The organism is Amycolatopsis sp. CB00013 (genome assembly GCF_001905755.1).
GTDB lineage: Bacteria > Actinomycetota > Actinomycetes > Mycobacteriales > Pseudonocardiaceae > Amycolatopsis > Amycolatopsis japonica.
This window is the reverse complement of the sequence record NZ_LIWC01000002.1, coordinates 1-15,906: the sequence shown is the minus strand read 5'-3', so window position 1 is coordinate 15,906 and position 15,906 is coordinate 1. Positions and strand designations below refer to the sequence as shown.

The following is a 15,906-nucleotide window of genomic DNA, read 5'->3' as shown; positions in this document are numbered from 1 at the left end:
CGTCAGGGAAGGCCCCGGACTTGCCGCCCGGCGGTTCGGATGAACACGGACAGGGTTTCCTGGCTGCGTTCTTCGTGCTGTTTCACGGCGGCGAGATCCGGAGCTCGGTGCAGGGCCTCGATCGGTTCGAAGGTGGCGTCGACGAGCCGGAGGATCTCGGAATCGTCGGTGAGCATCTGGATCCTGAGCCGCGCGTGATCGGCCGTCGCCCCGCGCTTGTCGGATTCCGTGTGCGCGGCCCGCATCTCCTCGTCCGGCGCCGAGCGCTGCTTGAGGAACCATTTCGCGATCACGCCTTGCCGCAGTTCGGTCATGGCTTCGGCGAAGGCCACGTACGCGGCGATCCGTTCCTGCCGAAGCCGCTCGTCACGAGCGGTCCGCTCCGTTCGCCGCGTGTTCAGCAATCCGAGCAGGTACGTGAGGGTCGAACCGGCCAAGGTGCCGGAGATCGCGACCACGCTGGTCAGCACGCCGTTCATGGCCGGGATCGTAGGATCTCCGCAGCCGCGCGGTAATCGAATCCGAGGAGAACAGTGCCGAACGACGCCACCGTCGATCTCATCAGATCGCTGGTCGATGCCATGGGACCGGCCGACGGCTGGGAATCGCTGGCGATGATCCTGGAATTCGGGGAAGGGTTCCGCAGTGCGTATGGGTACGCGTACTCGCCCGGAGACGTCATCACGCCCGTGGCCTGCGAGTGGCCGAGGATCGAAGCCGCGGTGGAGGCGTACTTGGGCGGCTACTACCAACCCGGCGAAAAGCTGCCGGTGAAGATCCTCGTGCAGTTCGACCGGACGGTCGGAAAGTACGAGGTGACGTTCGAGGACACCGACGAAGATCGCTGGGCCGTGAAGCCGAAGAACTTCCGGACGATGCGCGAACAGCTGCGCCCGAAATTCGGCTGAAAGGCGAAGACGATGGCACGAAAGCGAAAGACCCTTCCCAAGGACTTCCAGGAGATGCTGACCTCGGCATCGGTGGACGAACTCAAAGCCGTCTTCGGCAAATGCGAGCTCGACGCGCGGGGTGGCTACAGCAAAGGGACCGCCATCGGCTTCCCGGAGTGCCCGGACGAGCTCGTCGTCTGGCTGAGCGAGCAGGGGCTCGCCGTCGACACCCCGGACAGCTACGGCAGGACACCGCTTCATGCGCGGGCTTCCCGCGGTGCTTCGAAGCAGATTCCTTTGCTGCTCTCGCTCGGTGCGGACATCGACGCGGTCGACACCTCCGGGAAAACGCCGCTTCAGGCGGCGGTGGAGAGGCTGAGGACCGAGTCCGCGCGAGTGCTGATCGAGCACGGGGCGTCGACCGGGATTCACGACGGGCGCGGTGACTCGTTGCTGATGCGATGCCTGATCAGTACGGAAAACGCCTACCTCCGCGAGTCCGCCGAGATCGCGAAGCTGCTGCTCGACCACGGAGCGAGCATCACGGCCGAGATGCGCCAGAAGGTCGAGCGGATCGGTAGTGGCTTCGAGTTCCACCGCGAGACCTTCAACCGGGATCTCCTCGAAGAGACCGACGCCGCGCTCAGTGAGCTGTACCGGATCTTCGACGTCGAGCCGGTCGCGCGACGGTCGAAGCACGACGGGGTTTCGCCGATCGTCGTGCCCGACGGCTCCTGGCAGGAGCGGCACAAAGCGCTGTGGGAGCTTCTCGTGCCGTCGAGCGGCGCGGGTGCGACGGTGCAGTGCGAGGCCATCCGCGTCACCGGCCGGATCTCCGACGAGATGTTCCGCAACGGCGGGGCGAACTGGGACCGGAGCTATCGCGCGATGGCCGACGCGTTCCCGGGTTTCCTCGCGCAGGGCGAACCTCTCGGCGAGGAAGAACTCCGAGAGGCCAAGGAGATCGCCAAGCAGGTCCGGTCGGGCCGCGGCGCGGACGGCCACCTCGATCGCTTGAGCGAGCTCGCCGTCGCCTGGGTCGCGAAGAATCCGGCCCCGATCGCTTTGGGAGCGGTGGACTACACACGCTGAGGAGTGCCGGGTGTCCCCGATGAGGACACCCGGCGAGCCTCACTTCCGCAGCAGGCTGTACGCGGCGGAACCGATCAGCTCCAGCGAAACCTGAAGCCGCTCAAGGGAAACGTTGTCCTTGATGGTGTCTTCCGGCGTGTGGTACGTCGGTTCCAGCAGCGCCGGGCCGGTTTCGCCGCGCCAGCTGAAGTTGCCCGAAGCGATCCCGCGCTCGAAGAACGGCACGTGGTCGCTCGAACCGCGCGCCACCGGACCCTTGACCCGCGGGTCGTAGCCGAGCCGCTTGGCGGCGGCGTTGACGGCCGCGGTCGTGGCGTTGTCGGCACCGTCGACCGAAAGCAGCCAGTAGGTGACGGCCGGGTCCCAGCTGGTGGCGACCATGTCGTTCTGGAAGCAGCCCGCGATCCGCTGCGCCTCCGGGTCGGACAGGTTCTTGACGTAGTGCCGCGAGCCGATCAGCCCGTACTCCTCCGAACCCCACAGCGCGAACCGCAGTGTCTTGTTCGTCGGCAGGTACCGCAGGACGCGCGCCAGTTCCAGGCAGAGCACGGTGCCGCTGCCGTCGTCGTTGGCGCCGGGGGAACCGGGGACGCTGTCGTAGTGCGCGGTCACCATGACCACGCCTTCGTCCTTGCCGGGGAACGTGGCCGGCCGCTCGGCGATGACGTTGTACGACGTCAGGTTCTTGTGGTGCGTGGCCGTCGCCTTGACCGTGACCGAGCCCTTGGCGAGCCGTTCGCGCAGGCGCTCCACCTGAACCTGGGCCAGGCCCAGCACCGGGATGGTGACCGGGGTGGCGAGCGTCGGGGAGAAGGCGGACAGCTTGCGGGCCGGGTCCGCGCCGATCCGGCCGAGCAACACGGCGTCCGCTCCGCGCTGAGCCGCCGTCAGGTACGCGTCGGCCTTGTTCGCCACGGCGGCGATCAGCACGATCTTGCCGGTCAGGTCGTCGGGCAGGGTGCTGCCGTCACCGGCGTCGACGACGACGGCCTCGCGGGTGACGTCCTGCGCGCCCTGCGGCGACGAGCCGGTCTGCCAGCTGTCGCGTCCGATCGTCAGGCCGCCGAGGAACTTGTCGGCGATCGGGAACGGCTGCAACGTCACCTGGTAACGCAGGTCGCGAAGCACCTTCGCGATGTAGTCCCTGGCCCGCAGTTCGCCTTCGGTGCCGGCGATCCGGGGGCCGATCTTGTCGCTGAGCACCCGCAGGTGCTCCAGCGCCCGCCGCGATCGCACCCGCGCGATCACGGGGTAGTCCCCGAAGTCCAGCGACGGCGGGAACTGCGCGCCCGGACGTTGTTGCGTGGCCGCGGCGGCGGTGCCGGGGTTCAGCCCGATCGTCGCCGCGCCCGCCAGTGCCACCGCGCCCGCGAGCACCTCACGTCTGCGCAGACCTGCCATGGAACACCCCTCACTTCTCGAAGAAACTCGTCCGAGTAGCCAATAGCGCGCCGGTCACCGGAGCAACCTCCGATCGTCCCCTTTTTCCGGTTCAGCGCACGGCGACCCGGCGGTAGGCCCGCGAGATGGCGACGACGCCGGAGACCGCCGCGGCGATCACCCCGCCGATGAGCAGCACGGTCCCGACGAAGGGACCGAAGTCGCCGACGTCGGCGAGACGTCCCCAGAACGACCCTTCGAGCAACGCGCCGACGAGGATGAACACCGGCGCGGCGACGCCGAGGAAGAGGATCCACCGGTACTTGGCGGCCAGCGTCAGCACGAGGATCCCGGTCACGCCGAGGATGAACGGCCCGGGCGGGATGTCCGGGAACCCTGGGACGCCCGAAGCGATCTGGATGATCAGGCCGGCGACGCCGACGAAGAGGAAGAAGGCGTTGGCGACGGCGGCGGTGGAACGGTTCATGGCGAGCTCCTCACTGGGTTTCAAGACCACTGAAGAGTCCCGCTCACGGCGGCTGGGGGCGTCGGCCCGGAAGCGGCAATCAGGCCTACGCGGTTTTGCGTACGACCTCTTGATACCAAAGAGGCCGCCGCGCGCCGCGTCCGCGACGATCGGGTCCGGGCGCTGTCGAAGGACGGCCGTGAGCGCTACGCCGCCCTGCTCGACCGCCTCGCCCAGTGATCGAGTACCTCACCGTCGAAGACCTCCTGGCGCTCGCGGAGGACCTCCGGGTGCCCAACGGGTACGACCTCGACGCGCCGGAGGACGACGCGTACGACCTGGTCATCGCGATGTCCACCGGCTCACGCACCTACCGGGAAGCGGCGGTCGAACTGGCGGCGTGGGCGAGGGTAACTTCGAACGGGTGAAGCCGTTGAGTCCCGACATGTTCGCGCCCGGCTGCCCGTCGAACCTGACCCCGTTCCGGATCGGCGACAAGTGGGCGGGCCTGGTCGTGCAGTGCCTGGAAGAAGGGCCGCGCCGGTTCTCCGAGCTGCGGGTGCCCTTGAGGGGAGTCACGTCGAAGGTGCTCACGGAGACCCTCAGGGCTCTGGAGCGCGACGGAATGATCACGCGGACGGCGTACGACGAGACGCCGCCGCGAGTGGAGTACGAGCTCACCTCGCTCGGCCGGACGTTGTTCGAGCCGATGGAGGCGTGCCGTAAATGGGCGGCGGAGCACCTTCCGGAGCTCGTCGCCGCCCGTGAGGCTTACCCGGGTTAACCGAGGAGGCCCAGTACGACGATCGTCAGCAGCGTGATGGCGGCGGCGAAGGTGGTCACCCAGGCGCGCTGGGCGGCGGTGATGGAGGCGTTGTTCACGGCGGTTCCCCGGGGGAGAGAAGCGACAGGTCCGCCGGGAACAGCGCGTTGATCAGGCTCCGCGTTACCTTCGAAACGCCAGTGTGATCAAGATCACTGATCGTGCTGGTGATGCCGTTCGCGCGCGGTGTACCAGAGCACTCCCGCGGCGGCCGCCACCATCGCGCCGAACGCCGAGAACCCCACCACGATCGCCTGCGTCATCACTCGTCCTTTCTCGTTGTGTCCCTATCGGGGTGACGTCCGAGAAGCGGAGTTGTGGCGCGGTCGTAGCGGACGTCACATGTCGGCGAGTACCCCGTCGATCTGCGACGCAAGCGAGAAGTCCTTCTCCGTCAGCCCTCCGGCGGAGTGCGTGCTGAGCCGGAACGTCACCGTCCGCCAGCGGATGTCGATGTCGGGATGGTGGTCGGCCGCCTCCGCCAATTCGGCCACCTTGTCCACCGCTTCGATGGCCTTCGGGAAGCTCGGCAGCTTCGCCGTCCGCTCGATCGTCACGCCGTCACGGGTCCAGCCGGAGAGCTTGGTCACGGCTTCGTCGGCCTGCTGGTCGTTCAAGATTTCCGCCATGACTCCATGGTGGTACGCCGTCGGCTACGCTGCACGTTTGCCACGGGTCCCCCCTTGAAGAACGCAGGAGGCTAGATGAAACGCGCCCTCCGCACGGTCGTTGCGGCTGGCACGGTGGCCGCCCTCGTCGCGGGCTGCTCGCTCTCCGGGAACACGGGGAACGACCCGCAGGCGCCGGCGACGGTCACGCTCGTGACACACGACTCGTGGCTCGCGCCCCAGGACGTCCTCGACGCGTTCGAGCGGCAGTCCGGGATCAAGATCTCCGTGCTCAAGCAGGGTGACGCGGGCGCGCTGACCAACAAACTGGTGCTCACCAAGGCGAATCCGATCGGTGACGTCGCGTACGGCATCGACTCGACGTTCGCCTCGCGTGCGCTCACCGAGGGCGTTTTCGAGCAGTACACCAGCCCGGAGGCCGATCGCGGCCCGCAGCGCTACTCCGTCGACCCCGGCCACCGGCTCTCCGCGGTCGACCTCGGCGACGTCTGCGTCAACATCGACACCCGGTACTTCGTGGACAAGGGGATCCCGGAGCCGAAGTCGTTCGCGGATCTGACCGACGCCAAGTACAAGGACCTGATGGTCGCCGAGAGCCCCGCGACGTCGTCGCCAGGGCTGGCGTTCCTGCTCGGCACCATCGCCCAGTTCGGCGAGCAGGGCTGGCAGGGGTACTGGACGCAGCTGAAGGCCAACGGGCTCAAGACGGTCAGCGGCTGGGAAGAGGCATACAGCAAGGAGTTCTCCGGCTCCTCGGGCAAGGGCCCGCGCCCGATCGTCGTCTCCTACGCCTCCTCACCCGCCGCCGAGCTCGGCGACGACGGCAAGCCGCGCACGAAGGCGCTGCTGGACACCTGCTACCGCCAGGTCGAGTACACGGGTGTGCTGGCGGGCGGCAAACAGGTCGAGAAGGCCCGCAAGGTCGTGGACTTCCTGCTGTCGCAGCAGTTCCAGGTCACCGTGGCGAGCAACATGTACGTGTACCCGGCCCGTCAGGGTGTCGAGCTCCCGCAGGGCTGGGCGCAGGCCGCGCCCCTGCCGCAGCAGCCGAAGACGCTCGAACCGGCCAAGATCCAGGCCGGGCGCGAGCAGTGGATCGCCCAGTGGCGCACGCTACTCGAAGGCTGACTTCCAAGCCGACTTTCCGTGGAGCCGGGCTGGCCGCACTCGCCGTGCTGCCGCTCGGTTTCCTCGTGGTGTTCTTCGCCTGGCCGGTCGCGGCGATCATCGGGCGGGGCTTCGGCTCCGGCGGCGTCGGCACGGCCATCGGGGACCCGCTGACCTGGAAACTCGCGGGATTCACCGTCGCCAGCGCCGGGGTTTCGACGATCGTCGCGGTGCTCGCGGGACTGCCGGTCGCGTTCCTGCTCGCGCGGGTGCGGCTGCCGGGGGTTTCGCTGGTCCGGACACTCGTGCTGGTGCCGTTCGTGCTGCCGACCGTCGTGGTCGGCCTGGCGTTCCGCGCGCTCTGGCCCGATGGCGGGCTGCTTCCGTTGGTGCTGGCCAACGCCTTCTTCAACGTCGCCGTCGTCGCGCGCACGGTTTCCGGGTTGTGGAGCCATCTCGACCCGCGCACCGTGGACGCGGCCCGTGCGCTCGGCGCATCGCCGTGGCGCGCCTTCCGTTCGGTGACGCTGCCCGCGCTCGCACCGGCGATCGCGTCCTCGGCCGCGGTGGTCTTTCTGTTCTGCGCCACCAGTTTCGGGGTCGTGCTCATCCTCGGCGGGGCGAAGTACCGCACGCTGGAGACCGAGATCTACCTGCGCACCGTCCAGCTACTCGACCTCTCCGGCGCGGCCGCGTTGTCGCTGGTGCAGTTCGCCGCCGTCGTCGCCGCGCTCGTCGTGGGCGCGCTCGCGAGGCGGCGCCGGGAGAACGCGGTGCGGTTGCGTTCGCGGAGCGAGACCGCGCGGAGGCCGAGGGGCGGCGAGTGGTGGGCGGTGACCGCCGGGCTCGCGGTGATCGCGCTCCTGATGACGCCGATCGTGGCGTTGCTGATCGAATCCGTGTCCACTTCGGACGGTTGGAGTCTCGCGGGGTACGAAGCGCTGGCCGGGCAAGGCTCCCGCAACGCGCTCCAGGTTTCGGGCTGGGACGCGGCGTCGATGTCCCTGCGGACGGCGTTCGACGCGACGACGCTCGCGATGATCGTCGGCGTGCTGGCCTCGGTCGTGCTGGTGGCGCTGCGCCGCACGCCCGGCAGGCTGGCGCGGGGCATGGGCGAGACGATGGACGCCGCGCTGATGCTGCCGCTGGGTGTGTCCGCGGTGACCGTCGGTTTCGGCTATCTCGTCACGCTCGACGCGCTGCCGGGCGATCTGCGGACGTCGCCGCTGCTGGTGCCGCTCGCGCAGGCGCTGGTGATCATCCCGCTGATCGTGCGGATGGTGCTGCCGGTGCTGCGGTCGGTCGACGTCCGGCTGCGGCAGGCCGCGTCGACACTCGGCGCGAGCCCCGGCCGGGTGTGGCGCGAGATCGATCTCCCGTTGACGGCGCGTTCGCTGGTCGCTGCGGCCGGGTTCGGTTACGTGGTCGCGCTCGGCGAGTTCGGCGCGACGAGCTTCCTGGCCAGGCCGGACGCGCCGACGCTGCCGGTCGCCGTCGCGACGCTGATCTCGCGGCCGGGGGAGCTGAACAACCAGATGGCCTACGCGGCCTGCGCGCTGCTCATGATCGTGACCGTGGTGGCGGTGGTGCTGATCGACCGGTTCGGCGCGGTCCGCGGGCAGAATTCGGTAGGGGAGTTCTAGTGTCGCTGTCGGTACGGGATCTGACCGTCCACTATGGATCCTTCGCGGCGGTGAAGGACGCCCGGCTGGACATCGCCGACGGCGAGGTGCTGGCGCTGCTCGGCCCGTCCGGTTCGGGGAAGTCGACGCTGCTGCGGGCGATCACCGGGCTGGAGCCGCTGACGTCGGGCACCGTGCGGTGGGACGGCGAGGATCTCGCCGGTGTCCCGGTGCACCGGCGGGAGTTCGGTCTGGTCTTCCAGGACGGGCAACTCTTCCCGCACAAGGACGTCGCCTCGAACATCGCGTTCGGCCTGCGAATGCACGACGTACCGCGCGCCGAGCACGCGGACCGCGTCCGTGCGCTGCTGGAGCTGGTCGGGCTCGTCGGCTACGAGCGGCGGAGGGTGACCGAGCTGTCCGGCGGGCAGGCGCAGCGCGTGGCGCTCGCCCGCGCGCTGGCGCCGGAGCCGCGGTTGCTGCTGCTGGACGAGCCACTGTCCGGTTTGGACGCCGGACTGCGGGAACAGCTGGCGATCGACCTCGCCGCCCTGTTGCGGCGCAGCAAGATCACCGCGCTGCTGGTCACGCACGATCAGGAGGAGGCGTTCACGCTCGCCGACCGCGTCGCCGTGCTTGAAGACGGCGAGATCCGGCAGGAGGGCGCGGTGCGCCGCGTCTGGCGGCAGCCGGTGGACGAGGGTGTGGCGCGATTCCTCGGCGTGACCACGTTCGTCGACGGGGAGGCTTCCGGCGGCGTGGTGCGGACTTCGCTCGGCGAGGTCGCGCTGCCCGACGTCGAGGACGGCGCGGTGCGGCTGGGACTGCGGCCGCACGGGCTCCGTGTGGCTCCGGACGGCGTCGAAGGCGAGGTCGTCGCCGTGGTGCACCGGCGGGAGCACGTCCGGCTCGTGGTCGCGCCCGGTGGCGATCTGTCCACAGTGGACGCGGTCGCGCCGGTCACCGCCGACCTGCGTCCCGGTGACACCGTCCGGCTCGCTCTCGATCCGGACGGCGTGGCCCAACTCCGCGTTTAGTCCTCTGAATGCGGTAGTCCAGCCGAATGCGGTAGTCCGGGCCGAAACCTGCGGTTTTCCGCAGTGTCCGCCGGGCTCGCCAGCCATACCGTCGTCTCCATGCTCCTGAAGACGATCTTGTCCTTCGTTCTCGCGGTCGTTCCGGTCGCCGCACCGGCCACGCCGGGCATCCCGGTCGCCGAGTTGCACGGCAGGCTCACCGCCCTCGCCGACGGCCGGGACATCACCGCCGGGCTGATCCACGTCCGGAACGGCACCCGCCAGTGGTCGGACGCGGTGGGCGTGCGCGATCTGGCCTCCGGCGCGCCCGCCGTCGCCGGCGGTCATTTCCGGATCGGCAGCGTCACCAAGACCTTCGCGGCCACCGTCCTCCTGCAGCTGACCGACGAGGGGCGGCTGGCGCTCGACGATCCGATCGAGCGCCACCTGCCCGGTGTCGTGCCCGACGGCGGTCGCGTCACTGTCCGGCACGTCCTGCAGCACACCAGCGGCCTGCACGACTACATGAGTGAACCCGGGTACTCGACCAACCGCTGGCGCGCCGATGCCCGCTTCGACGACTACACGCCTTCGCAACTGCTGAAGGTGGCGTTCGCGAAAGGCCCGGACTTCGAGAACCCGGGCGAGTCCTGGCATTACTCGAACACCAACTACGTCGTCGCCGGTCTGCTGATCGAGAAGCTGACCGGCCGCCCGTATGGCGACGAGGTGACGCGGCGGATCCTGCGCCCGCTCCACCTCACGCACACCAGCGTCCCGGGCCACCGCTCGTCCTTGCCCGTTCCGCACGCCCGCGGCTACGAACCGCTGCCGACGACCCCGCCGTCGATCGTGGACGCCACCGATATGGATCCCTCACTGGACTGGGCGGCCGGGGAGATGGTCTCCACCACCCGCGACCTGACCACCTTCGTCACCGCTCTGATCGAAGGCAGGCTGACGAGCCAGGCGAGCCTTACGGAGATGCGGCGGATGAGGGAAGCGGTCCCGCTGTTCCGGTACGGCCTGGGCTTGCAGGAGTTCGCGATCCCTTGTGCGACCGGCCCGAAACCGGTGTGGGGGCACACGGGACAGCTGATCGGCTACCTCACCGTCGCCTTCACCGACGGGAAGGGCAAGTCGCTGACCCTGTCCCTCAACCCGCACGAGCGGGACCCGTCCACCGAAGCCGTGGTCTCCATGGCGACGGCCGTCTTCTGCTAGCACTTAGTCCTCTGAATGCGGTCGTTGCGCGTGCAAGGACCGCATTCAGAGGACGAAACGCGGGTCAGCCGTCCCGGGTGGTCAGGCGCGAGTAGGCGATCGAGAGCCCGATGACGACGTAGCAGGTGGCCCGCAGGGCGCCCTCGCCGAGCATCGACATGTCCAGCGGATCCATCAGCACCGCGGCCGGAGCCTGCGCCCAATCCTTGTTGAGCAGGAACGGATGCAGCCACGAGACCGCGTCCAGGAAACCGAGGATGGTGAACACGATCGTGCCCGCCAGGACCGAGGCGACCACCAGCATCGGGTGTTCGGTGAACGACGAAATCGCGAGCGCGACCGCGCCGACCGCCCACAGCTGCAGGGTGATCCACAGCGCCACCACCAGAAGCCTGCCCAGCGCGTCCCACACGCTCAGCGTCGAACCGGTGAGGGTGAACATCGAATCGGCGCCACTGACGATCAGCCCGGTGGCGAATCCGGTGAAGGTCATGGCCAGCACCGCGATCAGCGAGACGGTGGCGACGCCGAACGCCTTGATCGCGAGCAGCTTGCCCCGGCCGACCGGCGCGATCAGCCAGCCCCGCAAGGTGCCGTGCGCGGCCTCGCCGGCGATCGCGTCCGCCCCGGCCATCGCCGAAGCGAGCGGCAGGAGCAGCGCCAGTGTCATGGTCAGCGCCGCGACCGGCAGGACGAACCCGTTGTTCATCGCGGAGGCCAGCAGTGCGCCGTCCCGGCCGCCTTCCGCTTCGGACGCGTCGACCAGCGTCAGCGCGACCCCGATCACGATCGGGATCAGCGCGAGCAGGCCCAGTACGGCCAGCGTGCGGGGCCGCCGGAAGATCCAGCGCAGTTCGGCGCGATACAGCCGGAGCAGGCCGATGCTGTCCCGGCCGGTCCTCGCCGCGGGTGCCGCGGCCAGAGCGTGGGTCACGACTCCCCCTCACCGTCTACAGTGGACTCCGGCTGGGTCAGCCGGGCGAACAGGTCCTCCAGGCCGGTCCGGGCCCGCGCCGCCTCGTGCACGGCCACCCCGGCCGTCACCAGATGACGCAGTACGTCGGGCGCCTCGGCGGCGGTGAGGTCCACGCGGACGCCGTCCGGGGTGAGCCTGCTGCCGATCCTGTTCTCCCGCAACGTCTCCACCGCGAGTTCGGCGTCCGGCGTCCGCACCAGCAGCGCCGCGTTCCCCGACTCCAGCAGTTCCGAGAGCTCGCCTTGGGCGATCACGTTCCCGGACTGGAGTACCGCGACGTGCGTACAGGTCGCCTCGACCTCGGCCAGCAGATGCGACGACACCAGCACGGTGACGCCGTCGGCGTGCAGTTCGGCGATGATCCGGCGGATCTCCCTGGTGCCCGCCGGGTCGAGGCCGTTGGTCGGCTCGTCGAGCACGACCATCCGCCGCGGCACGAGCAGCGCGCTCGCCAGCCCCATCCGCTGCTTCATCCCCAGCGAATACCCCTTGTATCGCCGGGTGGCGGCGTCGGTCAGGCCGACGCGCTCAAGCGCCGCGTCGACCGCTCCGGGGATCCCGGCCGTGGCCAGCCTCGGTTCGGCCGCGGCCACGCGCAGCAGGTTCTCGCGCCCGGAGAGAAAAGGGTGGAAACCCGGTCCCTCGACGAGCGCGCCGACGTCGGGCAGCGCGTGCGCCGCCTCGTCGGGCATCTTCTTGCCGAAGAGTTCGACCTCGCCCTCCGTGGGCCGCACGAGACCGAGCAACATCCGGATGGTCGTCGTCTTGCCCGAACCGTTGGGGCCGAGCATCCCCAGCACGGCGCCTTCGGGAACGTCGAGATCGACGTGGTCCACGGCCACCGTGCGGCCGTAGACCTTGCGCAGGCCCCTGGTGCGGGCCGCCATGGGTACCGCCGGAGCGGACGCCTCCTGGGAGGCGTCCGTCCCGGCTTCGAAAGTGGTGGTCACTTCGCGGCCAAAGCCTCGAAGAGGACCTGCTCCGGCACCGCGCCGACGGCGTAGCGGCCGTCGTCGGTCAGCACGCCGCTGCCGACCTTGGTGGTCACCAGCCAGCCGCTGCCCCAGGCACCGCTGACCGGCTTGGCGAACCGCGAAAGCAGCGCCTTCGGGTCGACCTGGCGGCCTTCCTCGTCCTTGGCCTGACCGGCCTTCGACAGCGCGTCGGCCGGGATCTTGCCCGTGATCGCGGTGTCCCAGCCGTCGCCGACGACCTTGATGTCGGATTTCGCCTGCTCGGCCAGCTCACGGTTCTTCGGGTCGACCTCGGCGGTCTTCTCGGTCACCTTCGCGCCCTTCGGCGGGGTGAACTCGAAGTTCGATGCCGGCTGGGCCGCGAAGTTGATCTCACTGAACGAGACCTCCAGCGCCGGGGACGAAGTGCCGTTCGCCAGCACCGTGACCCGCAGCGGCAGCCGGGTCTGGTCGTCGATCGCGACGCGGATCTCGCGCAGGAGCGTCCGCTCGGTCGGCTTCGGGGTCAGCACCAGTTCGTACGCGGACCGGTTCGCCACCGAGGCCGTCCCGCTGACGGCGATCGTGCTGCTCTCGCGCACCTTGCCGAGCAGTTCCGACGCCACCGTCGCCGGGTCGACGTTCTTGCTCTTCTCCTGGTGCTCCTTGGCCAGCCCGTCCGGGATGGTCACCTTGGTGGCCGAGTTGTCCTTGGAGCTGTACTCCCAGACCGTCTGGCCGTTCCGGACGATGGTCTGCTGGCTGGAGCCCTCGGTGAGCGAAACCTTGCTCTTGCCCGCGCCGTCGGTCGAAATCTGCGCCGAGTCGACGTCGAGCGCCGAGACGCCGGGCAGGGTGCTGCCGACCTGCGGCAGGCCGAGGTCGTTGCTGACCTTGACCTTCCCGTCGAACGCCGACGGCTTCGCGTTGAGCGTCGACTGCACCAGCTCTTCGGCGCTGATCTGCGGCAGGACGGGCGCGTCGCCCGCGGTGGCCGGCATCGCGACGACGGCGAGACCGCCGACGCCGAGCGCCGTGCCCACCACCGCCGCGGTGATGGCCTTCCTCTTCGGATCCATGCTGTCTCTCCCTGTTTCCCCGAACCCCAGTGTGCTCGGGTCTTGGCGACAACGCTTCCCCGGAAACGCTGAGATACCACTCAGACTCCGCCTTCCCGGCTGAGATGGCGCTGAGAGGTCGCGCGTGAGCTGGTGAAAGCGTGAATGATGAAGAGCGTGAAACCTCGAGTACTGGTGGTCGACGACGAACCCGGCGTGCGCAAGGCGTTGCAGCGGGGGTTGCGCGCCGAGGACATGGACGTGGTCACGGCGGCCGACGGGCCCAGCGGTCTGCGGCTCGCGCAGACGGGCTCCTTCGACGTCGTGCTGCTCGACATCATGCTTCCGGGGCTTTCCGGCTACCGCGTGCTCGAACGGCTGCGCGCGCTCGGCGTCACCACGCCGGTGCTGATGATCTCGGCGAAGGACGGCGAGGTCGATCAGGCCGACGGGCTCGACCTCGGCGCCGACGGCTACCTCGTGAAGCCGTTCTCGTTCGTCGTGCTGGTCGCGCAGGTGCGCGCGGTGCTGCGGCGGGCGTCGCCGGACGGGACCCGCGGACCGCTGCGCATCGGCGCGCTCGAAGTCGACCGGAGCCTGCGGCAGGTCCGCTACGACGGCGTCGACGTCGCGTTCAGCCCCCGTGAGTTCGCCCTGCTGGAGGTGCTGGCCGGCCGGGCCGGAACGGTCGTCACCAAGGACGAACTGCTGCGCGCGGTCTGGGGCGACGAGCAGGCCGCGACCCGCAACGTCGTCGAGGTCTACGTCGGCTACGTGCGCCGCAAACTCGACGCGGTCGGCGCGGGCGCCCTGGTCAGGACCGTGCGCGGGCACGGATACCTGGCCTCGGATCCGCAGCTCGACGAAGTGATCGCCCCGGCGGGACAGGGGTGATCGGCTCGCCGTCTTGGTGGCGCCGCCGTTCGCTCCAGGTCCGGATCACCCTGCTCGCGGCCACGGTCACGCTCGGCTTCCTGCTCGGGCTGGCGGCGGTCGCCGGGGACAATCTGCAGCCGCTGCTCATCGGTTCGGTCGACGACGAGCTGAGCGCTCAGCTGGAGACCGCGAAGGCCGACGTCTCGGCCGGGCGGACACCGTCGGGGTCGGCGGTCACCGTCCGCGTCCTCGACACCGCGGGCGGCCCGGTGGACGGCTCGCCGCCGCCGAACCTCGGCCCCACGGACGTCCGCGCGCTGAAGGCGGGCGAATCGATCACGACCGGGGGCGAGCACAGCTGGCGCTGGGCGGGCACCGTCGTCACCGCACCCGACGGTCAGCAACGGCTCGTCGTCGCGGGTGCGGGCCTGGTCGGCTTCGCGACGGCCGTGCACTCCGGCGGGTTGTGGCTGTTCGTGGTCGCGTCGGTCGGAGCGGTGGGCGCGGGGATCGCGACGTGGCTGCTGGTGCGGTTCGCCCTGCGGCCGGTCGCGCGGATGCGCGGATCGGTCCGGGCACTTCCGCCGGGCGCGCGGCTGCCGCTCCCGGATTCGCACGACGAACTCCGCGCGCTGGCCGAGGAGTTCAACGCGTTGCTGGCGCGGCAGGAAGAGGGCGCCGACCGGCTCCGTCGGTTCACCGGGGACGCCGCGCACGAGCTCCGCTCACCGGTCGCGTCGATCCGCGTGCAGGCCGAGGTCGCCGTCGCCAACCCCGATCCCGACCTCTCGCAGGAGACGCTTTCCGACATCCTGGAGGAGTCGGAACGGCTTTCCGCGCTGCTCGACGGGCTGCTGGCGCTGGCGAGGTCGGACGCGGGGGAGGTCCCGCCCGCGGAACCGGTCGAGCTGGTGAGCGAGGTGCGGGCCGCGGTCGCGCGGATGCCCGCCGGCGCACTCGAGATCCGGGTGAGCGGCACGGTCGGGACGGCGTGGGCGCTGGCCACGCATTCCGAGGTCGAGCTGGTGCTGAGCAACCTGCTGCGCAACGCCTGCCGGTACGCGCGGAGCGAGATCGTGGTGTCGGTGCTGGCGGCGCGGTCCACCGTGCGGGTGGTGGTCGACGACGACGGCCCGGGTATCGCCCCTGAACACCGGGACCGGGTCTTCGACCGCTTCTACCGCGTGTCCGACTCGCGGGCGCGGTCCTCCGGCGGCACCGGCCTGGGGCTGGCGATGGTCGCGGAGGCCGTCCGTCGCCGAGGAGGCCGGGTGCGCGTCGGCGAATCACCCGACGGCGGGGCGCGCTTCCAGATCGTCTGGCAGGCGGCCCGGCCTGGTTAAGGTGTGCCGCGTGGTGATCGTGGGCGCCGCCATCGTGCGGGACGGACAGTTGCTGGCGCAGCAGCGGGCTTGGCCCGCCGACCACGCCGGGCAATGGGAACTGCCGGGCGGGCGGGTCGAGGACGGCGAAAGCGACGAGGCCGCCCTGGCGCGGGAATGCCTGGAAGAACTGGACGTCGCCGTGACGGTCGCGGGCCGGGTCGGCGAAGACGTGCCGCTGCCGAAGGGGAAGGTACTGCGGATCTACGCCGCTTCGCTGGTCAGCGCGGGGGACGAGCCGCGGGCGGTGGAGCACGAGGACGTCCGGTGGATCTCCGCGCGCGAACTCGACGACCTCGATTGGCTGCCCGCCGACCGGATCCTCCTGCCCGCCCTGCACGCCCTGCTCACAAGTCCGTGAAGACATCCCTGGGTTTTGTGTGTCAAGCGGCGATGGTGTTGTGGTGGGCCC

The 15,906-nt window shown here is 69.9% G+C and carries 18 protein-coding genes and 1 pseudogene; 12 read left to right on the top strand and 7 right to left on the bottom strand.

Features of this window, described 5'->3' with window-relative positions; all coding sequences use genetic code 11:
- Positions 1-2: 2 nt before the first annotated feature.
- The gene (locus AMK34_RS09890) at positions 3-479 is read right to left on the bottom strand and encodes a hypothetical protein (RefSeq protein WP_073844768.1); all 477 of its coding nucleotides are present in this window, start codon (positions 477-479) and stop codon (positions 3-5) included.
- Between the two features lie 54 nt (positions 480-533).
- Here AMK34_RS09890 and AMK34_RS09885 point away from each other — a divergent pair, with 54 nt between their 5' ends.
- Positions 534-908, top strand: coding sequence for a hypothetical protein (locus AMK34_RS09885; protein ID WP_073844766.1), 375 nt, complete (start codon positions 534-536; stop codon positions 906-908).
- Positions 909-920: 12 nt separating this feature from the next.
- Positions 921-1,982 carry an ankyrin repeat domain-containing protein gene (locus AMK34_RS09880; protein WP_073844764.1) on the top strand — a complete coding sequence of 354 codons (1,062 nt, stop codon included), beginning with the start codon at positions 921-923 and terminating at the stop codon, positions 1,980-1,982.
- Between the two features lie 39 nt (positions 1,983-2,021).
- Here the strand turns inward: AMK34_RS09880 and AMK34_RS09875 are convergent, their stop codons facing one another.
- A complete protein-coding gene (locus AMK34_RS09875) occupies positions 2,022-3,383 on the bottom strand; it encodes a M20/M25/M40 family metallo-hydrolase (protein ID WP_037340924.1) in 1,362 nt (453 codons plus the stop codon).
- A 91-nt stretch (positions 3,384-3,474) separates the two neighbouring features.
- On the bottom strand, positions 3,475-3,849 hold the full coding sequence (locus AMK34_RS09870; RefSeq protein WP_073844762.1) for a hypothetical protein: 375 nt from the start codon (positions 3,847-3,849) through the stop codon (positions 3,475-3,477).
- Positions 3,850-3,969: 120 nt separating this feature from the next.
- On the opposite strand from AMK34_RS09870, the pseudogene AMK34_RS43420 reads away from it, so the two are divergent.
- From AMK34_RS43420 to AMK34_RS09860, 3 genes and pseudogenes are all read left to right on the top strand, one after another.
- Positions 3,970-4,068 (top strand): annotated as a pseudogene (locus tag AMK34_RS43420) (CopG family transcriptional regulator); the annotation flags it as partial.
- Positions 4,065-4,256 carry a hypothetical protein gene (locus AMK34_RS09865; protein WP_038508497.1) on the top strand — a complete coding sequence of 64 codons (192 nt, stop codon included), beginning with the start codon at positions 4,065-4,067 and terminating at the stop codon, positions 4,254-4,256. The pseudogene AMK34_RS43420 and the gene AMK34_RS09865, both read left to right, overlap by 4 nt.
- A gap of 17 nt (positions 4,257-4,273) precedes the next feature.
- Complete coding sequence (locus AMK34_RS09860) at positions 4,274-4,612, top strand: winged helix-turn-helix transcriptional regulator (protein WP_038522394.1); 339 nt, start codon at positions 4,274-4,276, stop codon at positions 4,610-4,612.
- 377 nt (positions 4,613-4,989) lie between these two features.
- On the opposite strand, the gene AMK34_RS09855 is transcribed toward AMK34_RS09860, so the two are convergent.
- Positions 4,990-5,280, bottom strand: a complete 291-nt coding sequence (locus AMK34_RS09855; protein ID WP_038508499.1) for a 4a-hydroxytetrahydrobiopterin dehydratase — start codon at positions 5,278-5,280, stop codon at positions 4,990-4,992.
- A gap of 75 nt (positions 5,281-5,355) precedes the next feature.
- Between AMK34_RS09855 and AMK34_RS09850 the strand changes: the two genes are divergently transcribed.
- From AMK34_RS09850 to AMK34_RS09835, 4 genes are all read left to right on the top strand, one after another.
- Positions 5,356-6,408: a thiamine ABC transporter substrate-binding protein gene (locus AMK34_RS09850; protein WP_073844760.1), complete on the top strand. Its 1,053-nt coding sequence runs from the start codon at positions 5,356-5,358 to the stop codon at positions 6,406-6,408.
- The gene (locus AMK34_RS09845; protein WP_443111200.1) at positions 6,384-8,030 is read left to right on the top strand and encodes an ABC transporter permease; all 1,647 of its coding nucleotides are present in this window, start codon (positions 6,384-6,386) and stop codon (positions 8,028-8,030) included. The genes AMK34_RS09850 and AMK34_RS09845 overlap by 25 nt, the downstream gene beginning before the upstream one ends.
- Entirely contained in the window at positions 8,030-9,046 is a 1,017-nt protein-coding gene (locus AMK34_RS09840; protein WP_073844757.1) for an ABC transporter ATP-binding protein, read from the top strand. The genes AMK34_RS09845 and AMK34_RS09840 overlap by 1 nt, the downstream gene beginning before the upstream one ends.
- 99 nt (positions 9,047-9,145) lie before the next feature.
- Positions 9,146-10,249 carry a serine hydrolase domain-containing protein gene (locus AMK34_RS09835; protein ID WP_073846234.1) on the top strand — a complete coding sequence of 368 codons (1,104 nt, stop codon included), beginning with the start codon at positions 9,146-9,148 and terminating at the stop codon, positions 10,247-10,249.
- Positions 10,250-10,313: 64 nt separating this feature from the next.
- On the opposite strand, the gene AMK34_RS09830 is transcribed toward AMK34_RS09835, so the two are convergent.
- Genes AMK34_RS09830 through AMK34_RS09820 form a run of 3 tightly spaced genes read right to left on the bottom strand, consistent with a single transcriptional unit; the run spans position 10,314 to position 13,257 of the window.
- Positions 10,314-11,183, bottom strand: coding sequence for an ABC transporter permease (locus tag AMK34_RS09830; RefSeq protein ID WP_073844755.1), 870 nt, complete (start codon positions 11,181-11,183; stop codon positions 10,314-10,316).
- A complete protein-coding gene (locus tag AMK34_RS09825; protein WP_073844753.1) occupies positions 11,180-12,175 on the bottom strand; it encodes an ABC transporter ATP-binding protein in 996 nt (331 codons plus the stop codon). Before AMK34_RS09825 ends, AMK34_RS09830 begins: the two co-directional genes overlap by 4 nt.
- On the bottom strand, positions 12,172-13,257 hold the full coding sequence (locus AMK34_RS09820) for a LolA family protein (protein ID WP_038508511.1): 1,086 nt from the start codon (positions 13,255-13,257) through the stop codon (positions 12,172-12,174). The genes AMK34_RS09825 and AMK34_RS09820 overlap by 4 nt, the downstream gene beginning before the upstream one ends.
- A gap of 144 nt (positions 13,258-13,401) precedes the next feature.
- Between AMK34_RS09820 and AMK34_RS09815 the strand changes: the two genes are divergently transcribed.
- Genes AMK34_RS09815 through AMK34_RS09805 form a run of 3 tightly spaced genes read left to right on the top strand, consistent with a single transcriptional unit; the run spans position 13,402 to position 15,855 of the window.
- A complete protein-coding gene (locus tag AMK34_RS09815; RefSeq protein WP_037340943.1) occupies positions 13,402-14,130 on the top strand; it encodes a response regulator transcription factor in 729 nt (242 codons plus the stop codon).
- Positions 14,127-15,455, top strand: coding sequence for an ATP-binding protein (locus AMK34_RS09810; protein WP_073844751.1), 1,329 nt, complete (start codon positions 14,127-14,129; stop codon positions 15,453-15,455). Before AMK34_RS09815 ends, AMK34_RS09810 begins: the two co-directional genes overlap by 4 nt.
- Positions 15,456-15,465: 10 nt before the next feature.
- Positions 15,466-15,855, top strand: coding sequence for a (deoxy)nucleoside triphosphate pyrophosphohydrolase (locus AMK34_RS09805; protein WP_073846233.1), 390 nt, complete (start codon positions 15,466-15,468; stop codon positions 15,853-15,855).
- Positions 15,856-15,906 lie beyond the last annotated feature (51 nt).

Coding starts and splice junctions, on each gene's coding strand:
- AMK34_RS09875 (WP_037340924.1), bottom strand. CDS start 3,383: ATGGCAGGTCTGCGCAGACGTGAGGTGCTCGCGGGCGCGGTGGCACTG.
- AMK34_RS09860 (WP_038522394.1), top strand. CDS start 4,274: ATGTTCGCGCCCGGCTGCCCGTCGAACCTGACCCCGTTCCGGATCGGC.
- AMK34_RS09880 (WP_073844764.1), top strand. CDS start 921: ATGGCACGAAAGCGAAAGACCCTTCCCAAGGACTTCCAGGAGATGCTG.
- AMK34_RS09870 (WP_073844762.1), bottom strand. CDS start 3,849: ATGAACCGTTCCACCGCCGCCGTCGCCAACGCCTTCTTCCTCTTCGTC.
- AMK34_RS09855 (WP_038508499.1), bottom strand. CDS start 5,280: ATGGCGGAAATCTTGAACGACCAGCAGGCCGACGAAGCCGTGACCAAG.
- AMK34_RS09835 (WP_073846234.1), top strand. CDS start 9,146: ATGCTCCTGAAGACGATCTTGTCCTTCGTTCTCGCGGTCGTTCCGGTC.
- AMK34_RS09815 (WP_037340943.1), top strand. CDS start 13,402: ATGATGAAGAGCGTGAAACCTCGAGTACTGGTGGTCGACGACGAACCC.
- AMK34_RS09820 (WP_038508511.1), bottom strand. CDS start 13,257: ATGGATCCGAAGAGGAAGGCCATCACCGCGGCGGTGGTGGGCACGGCG.
- AMK34_RS09890 (WP_073844768.1), bottom strand. CDS start 479: ATGAACGGCGTGCTGACCAGCGTGGTCGCGATCTCCGGCACCTTGGCC.
- AMK34_RS09850 (WP_073844760.1), top strand. CDS start 5,356: ATGAAACGCGCCCTCCGCACGGTCGTTGCGGCTGGCACGGTGGCCGCC.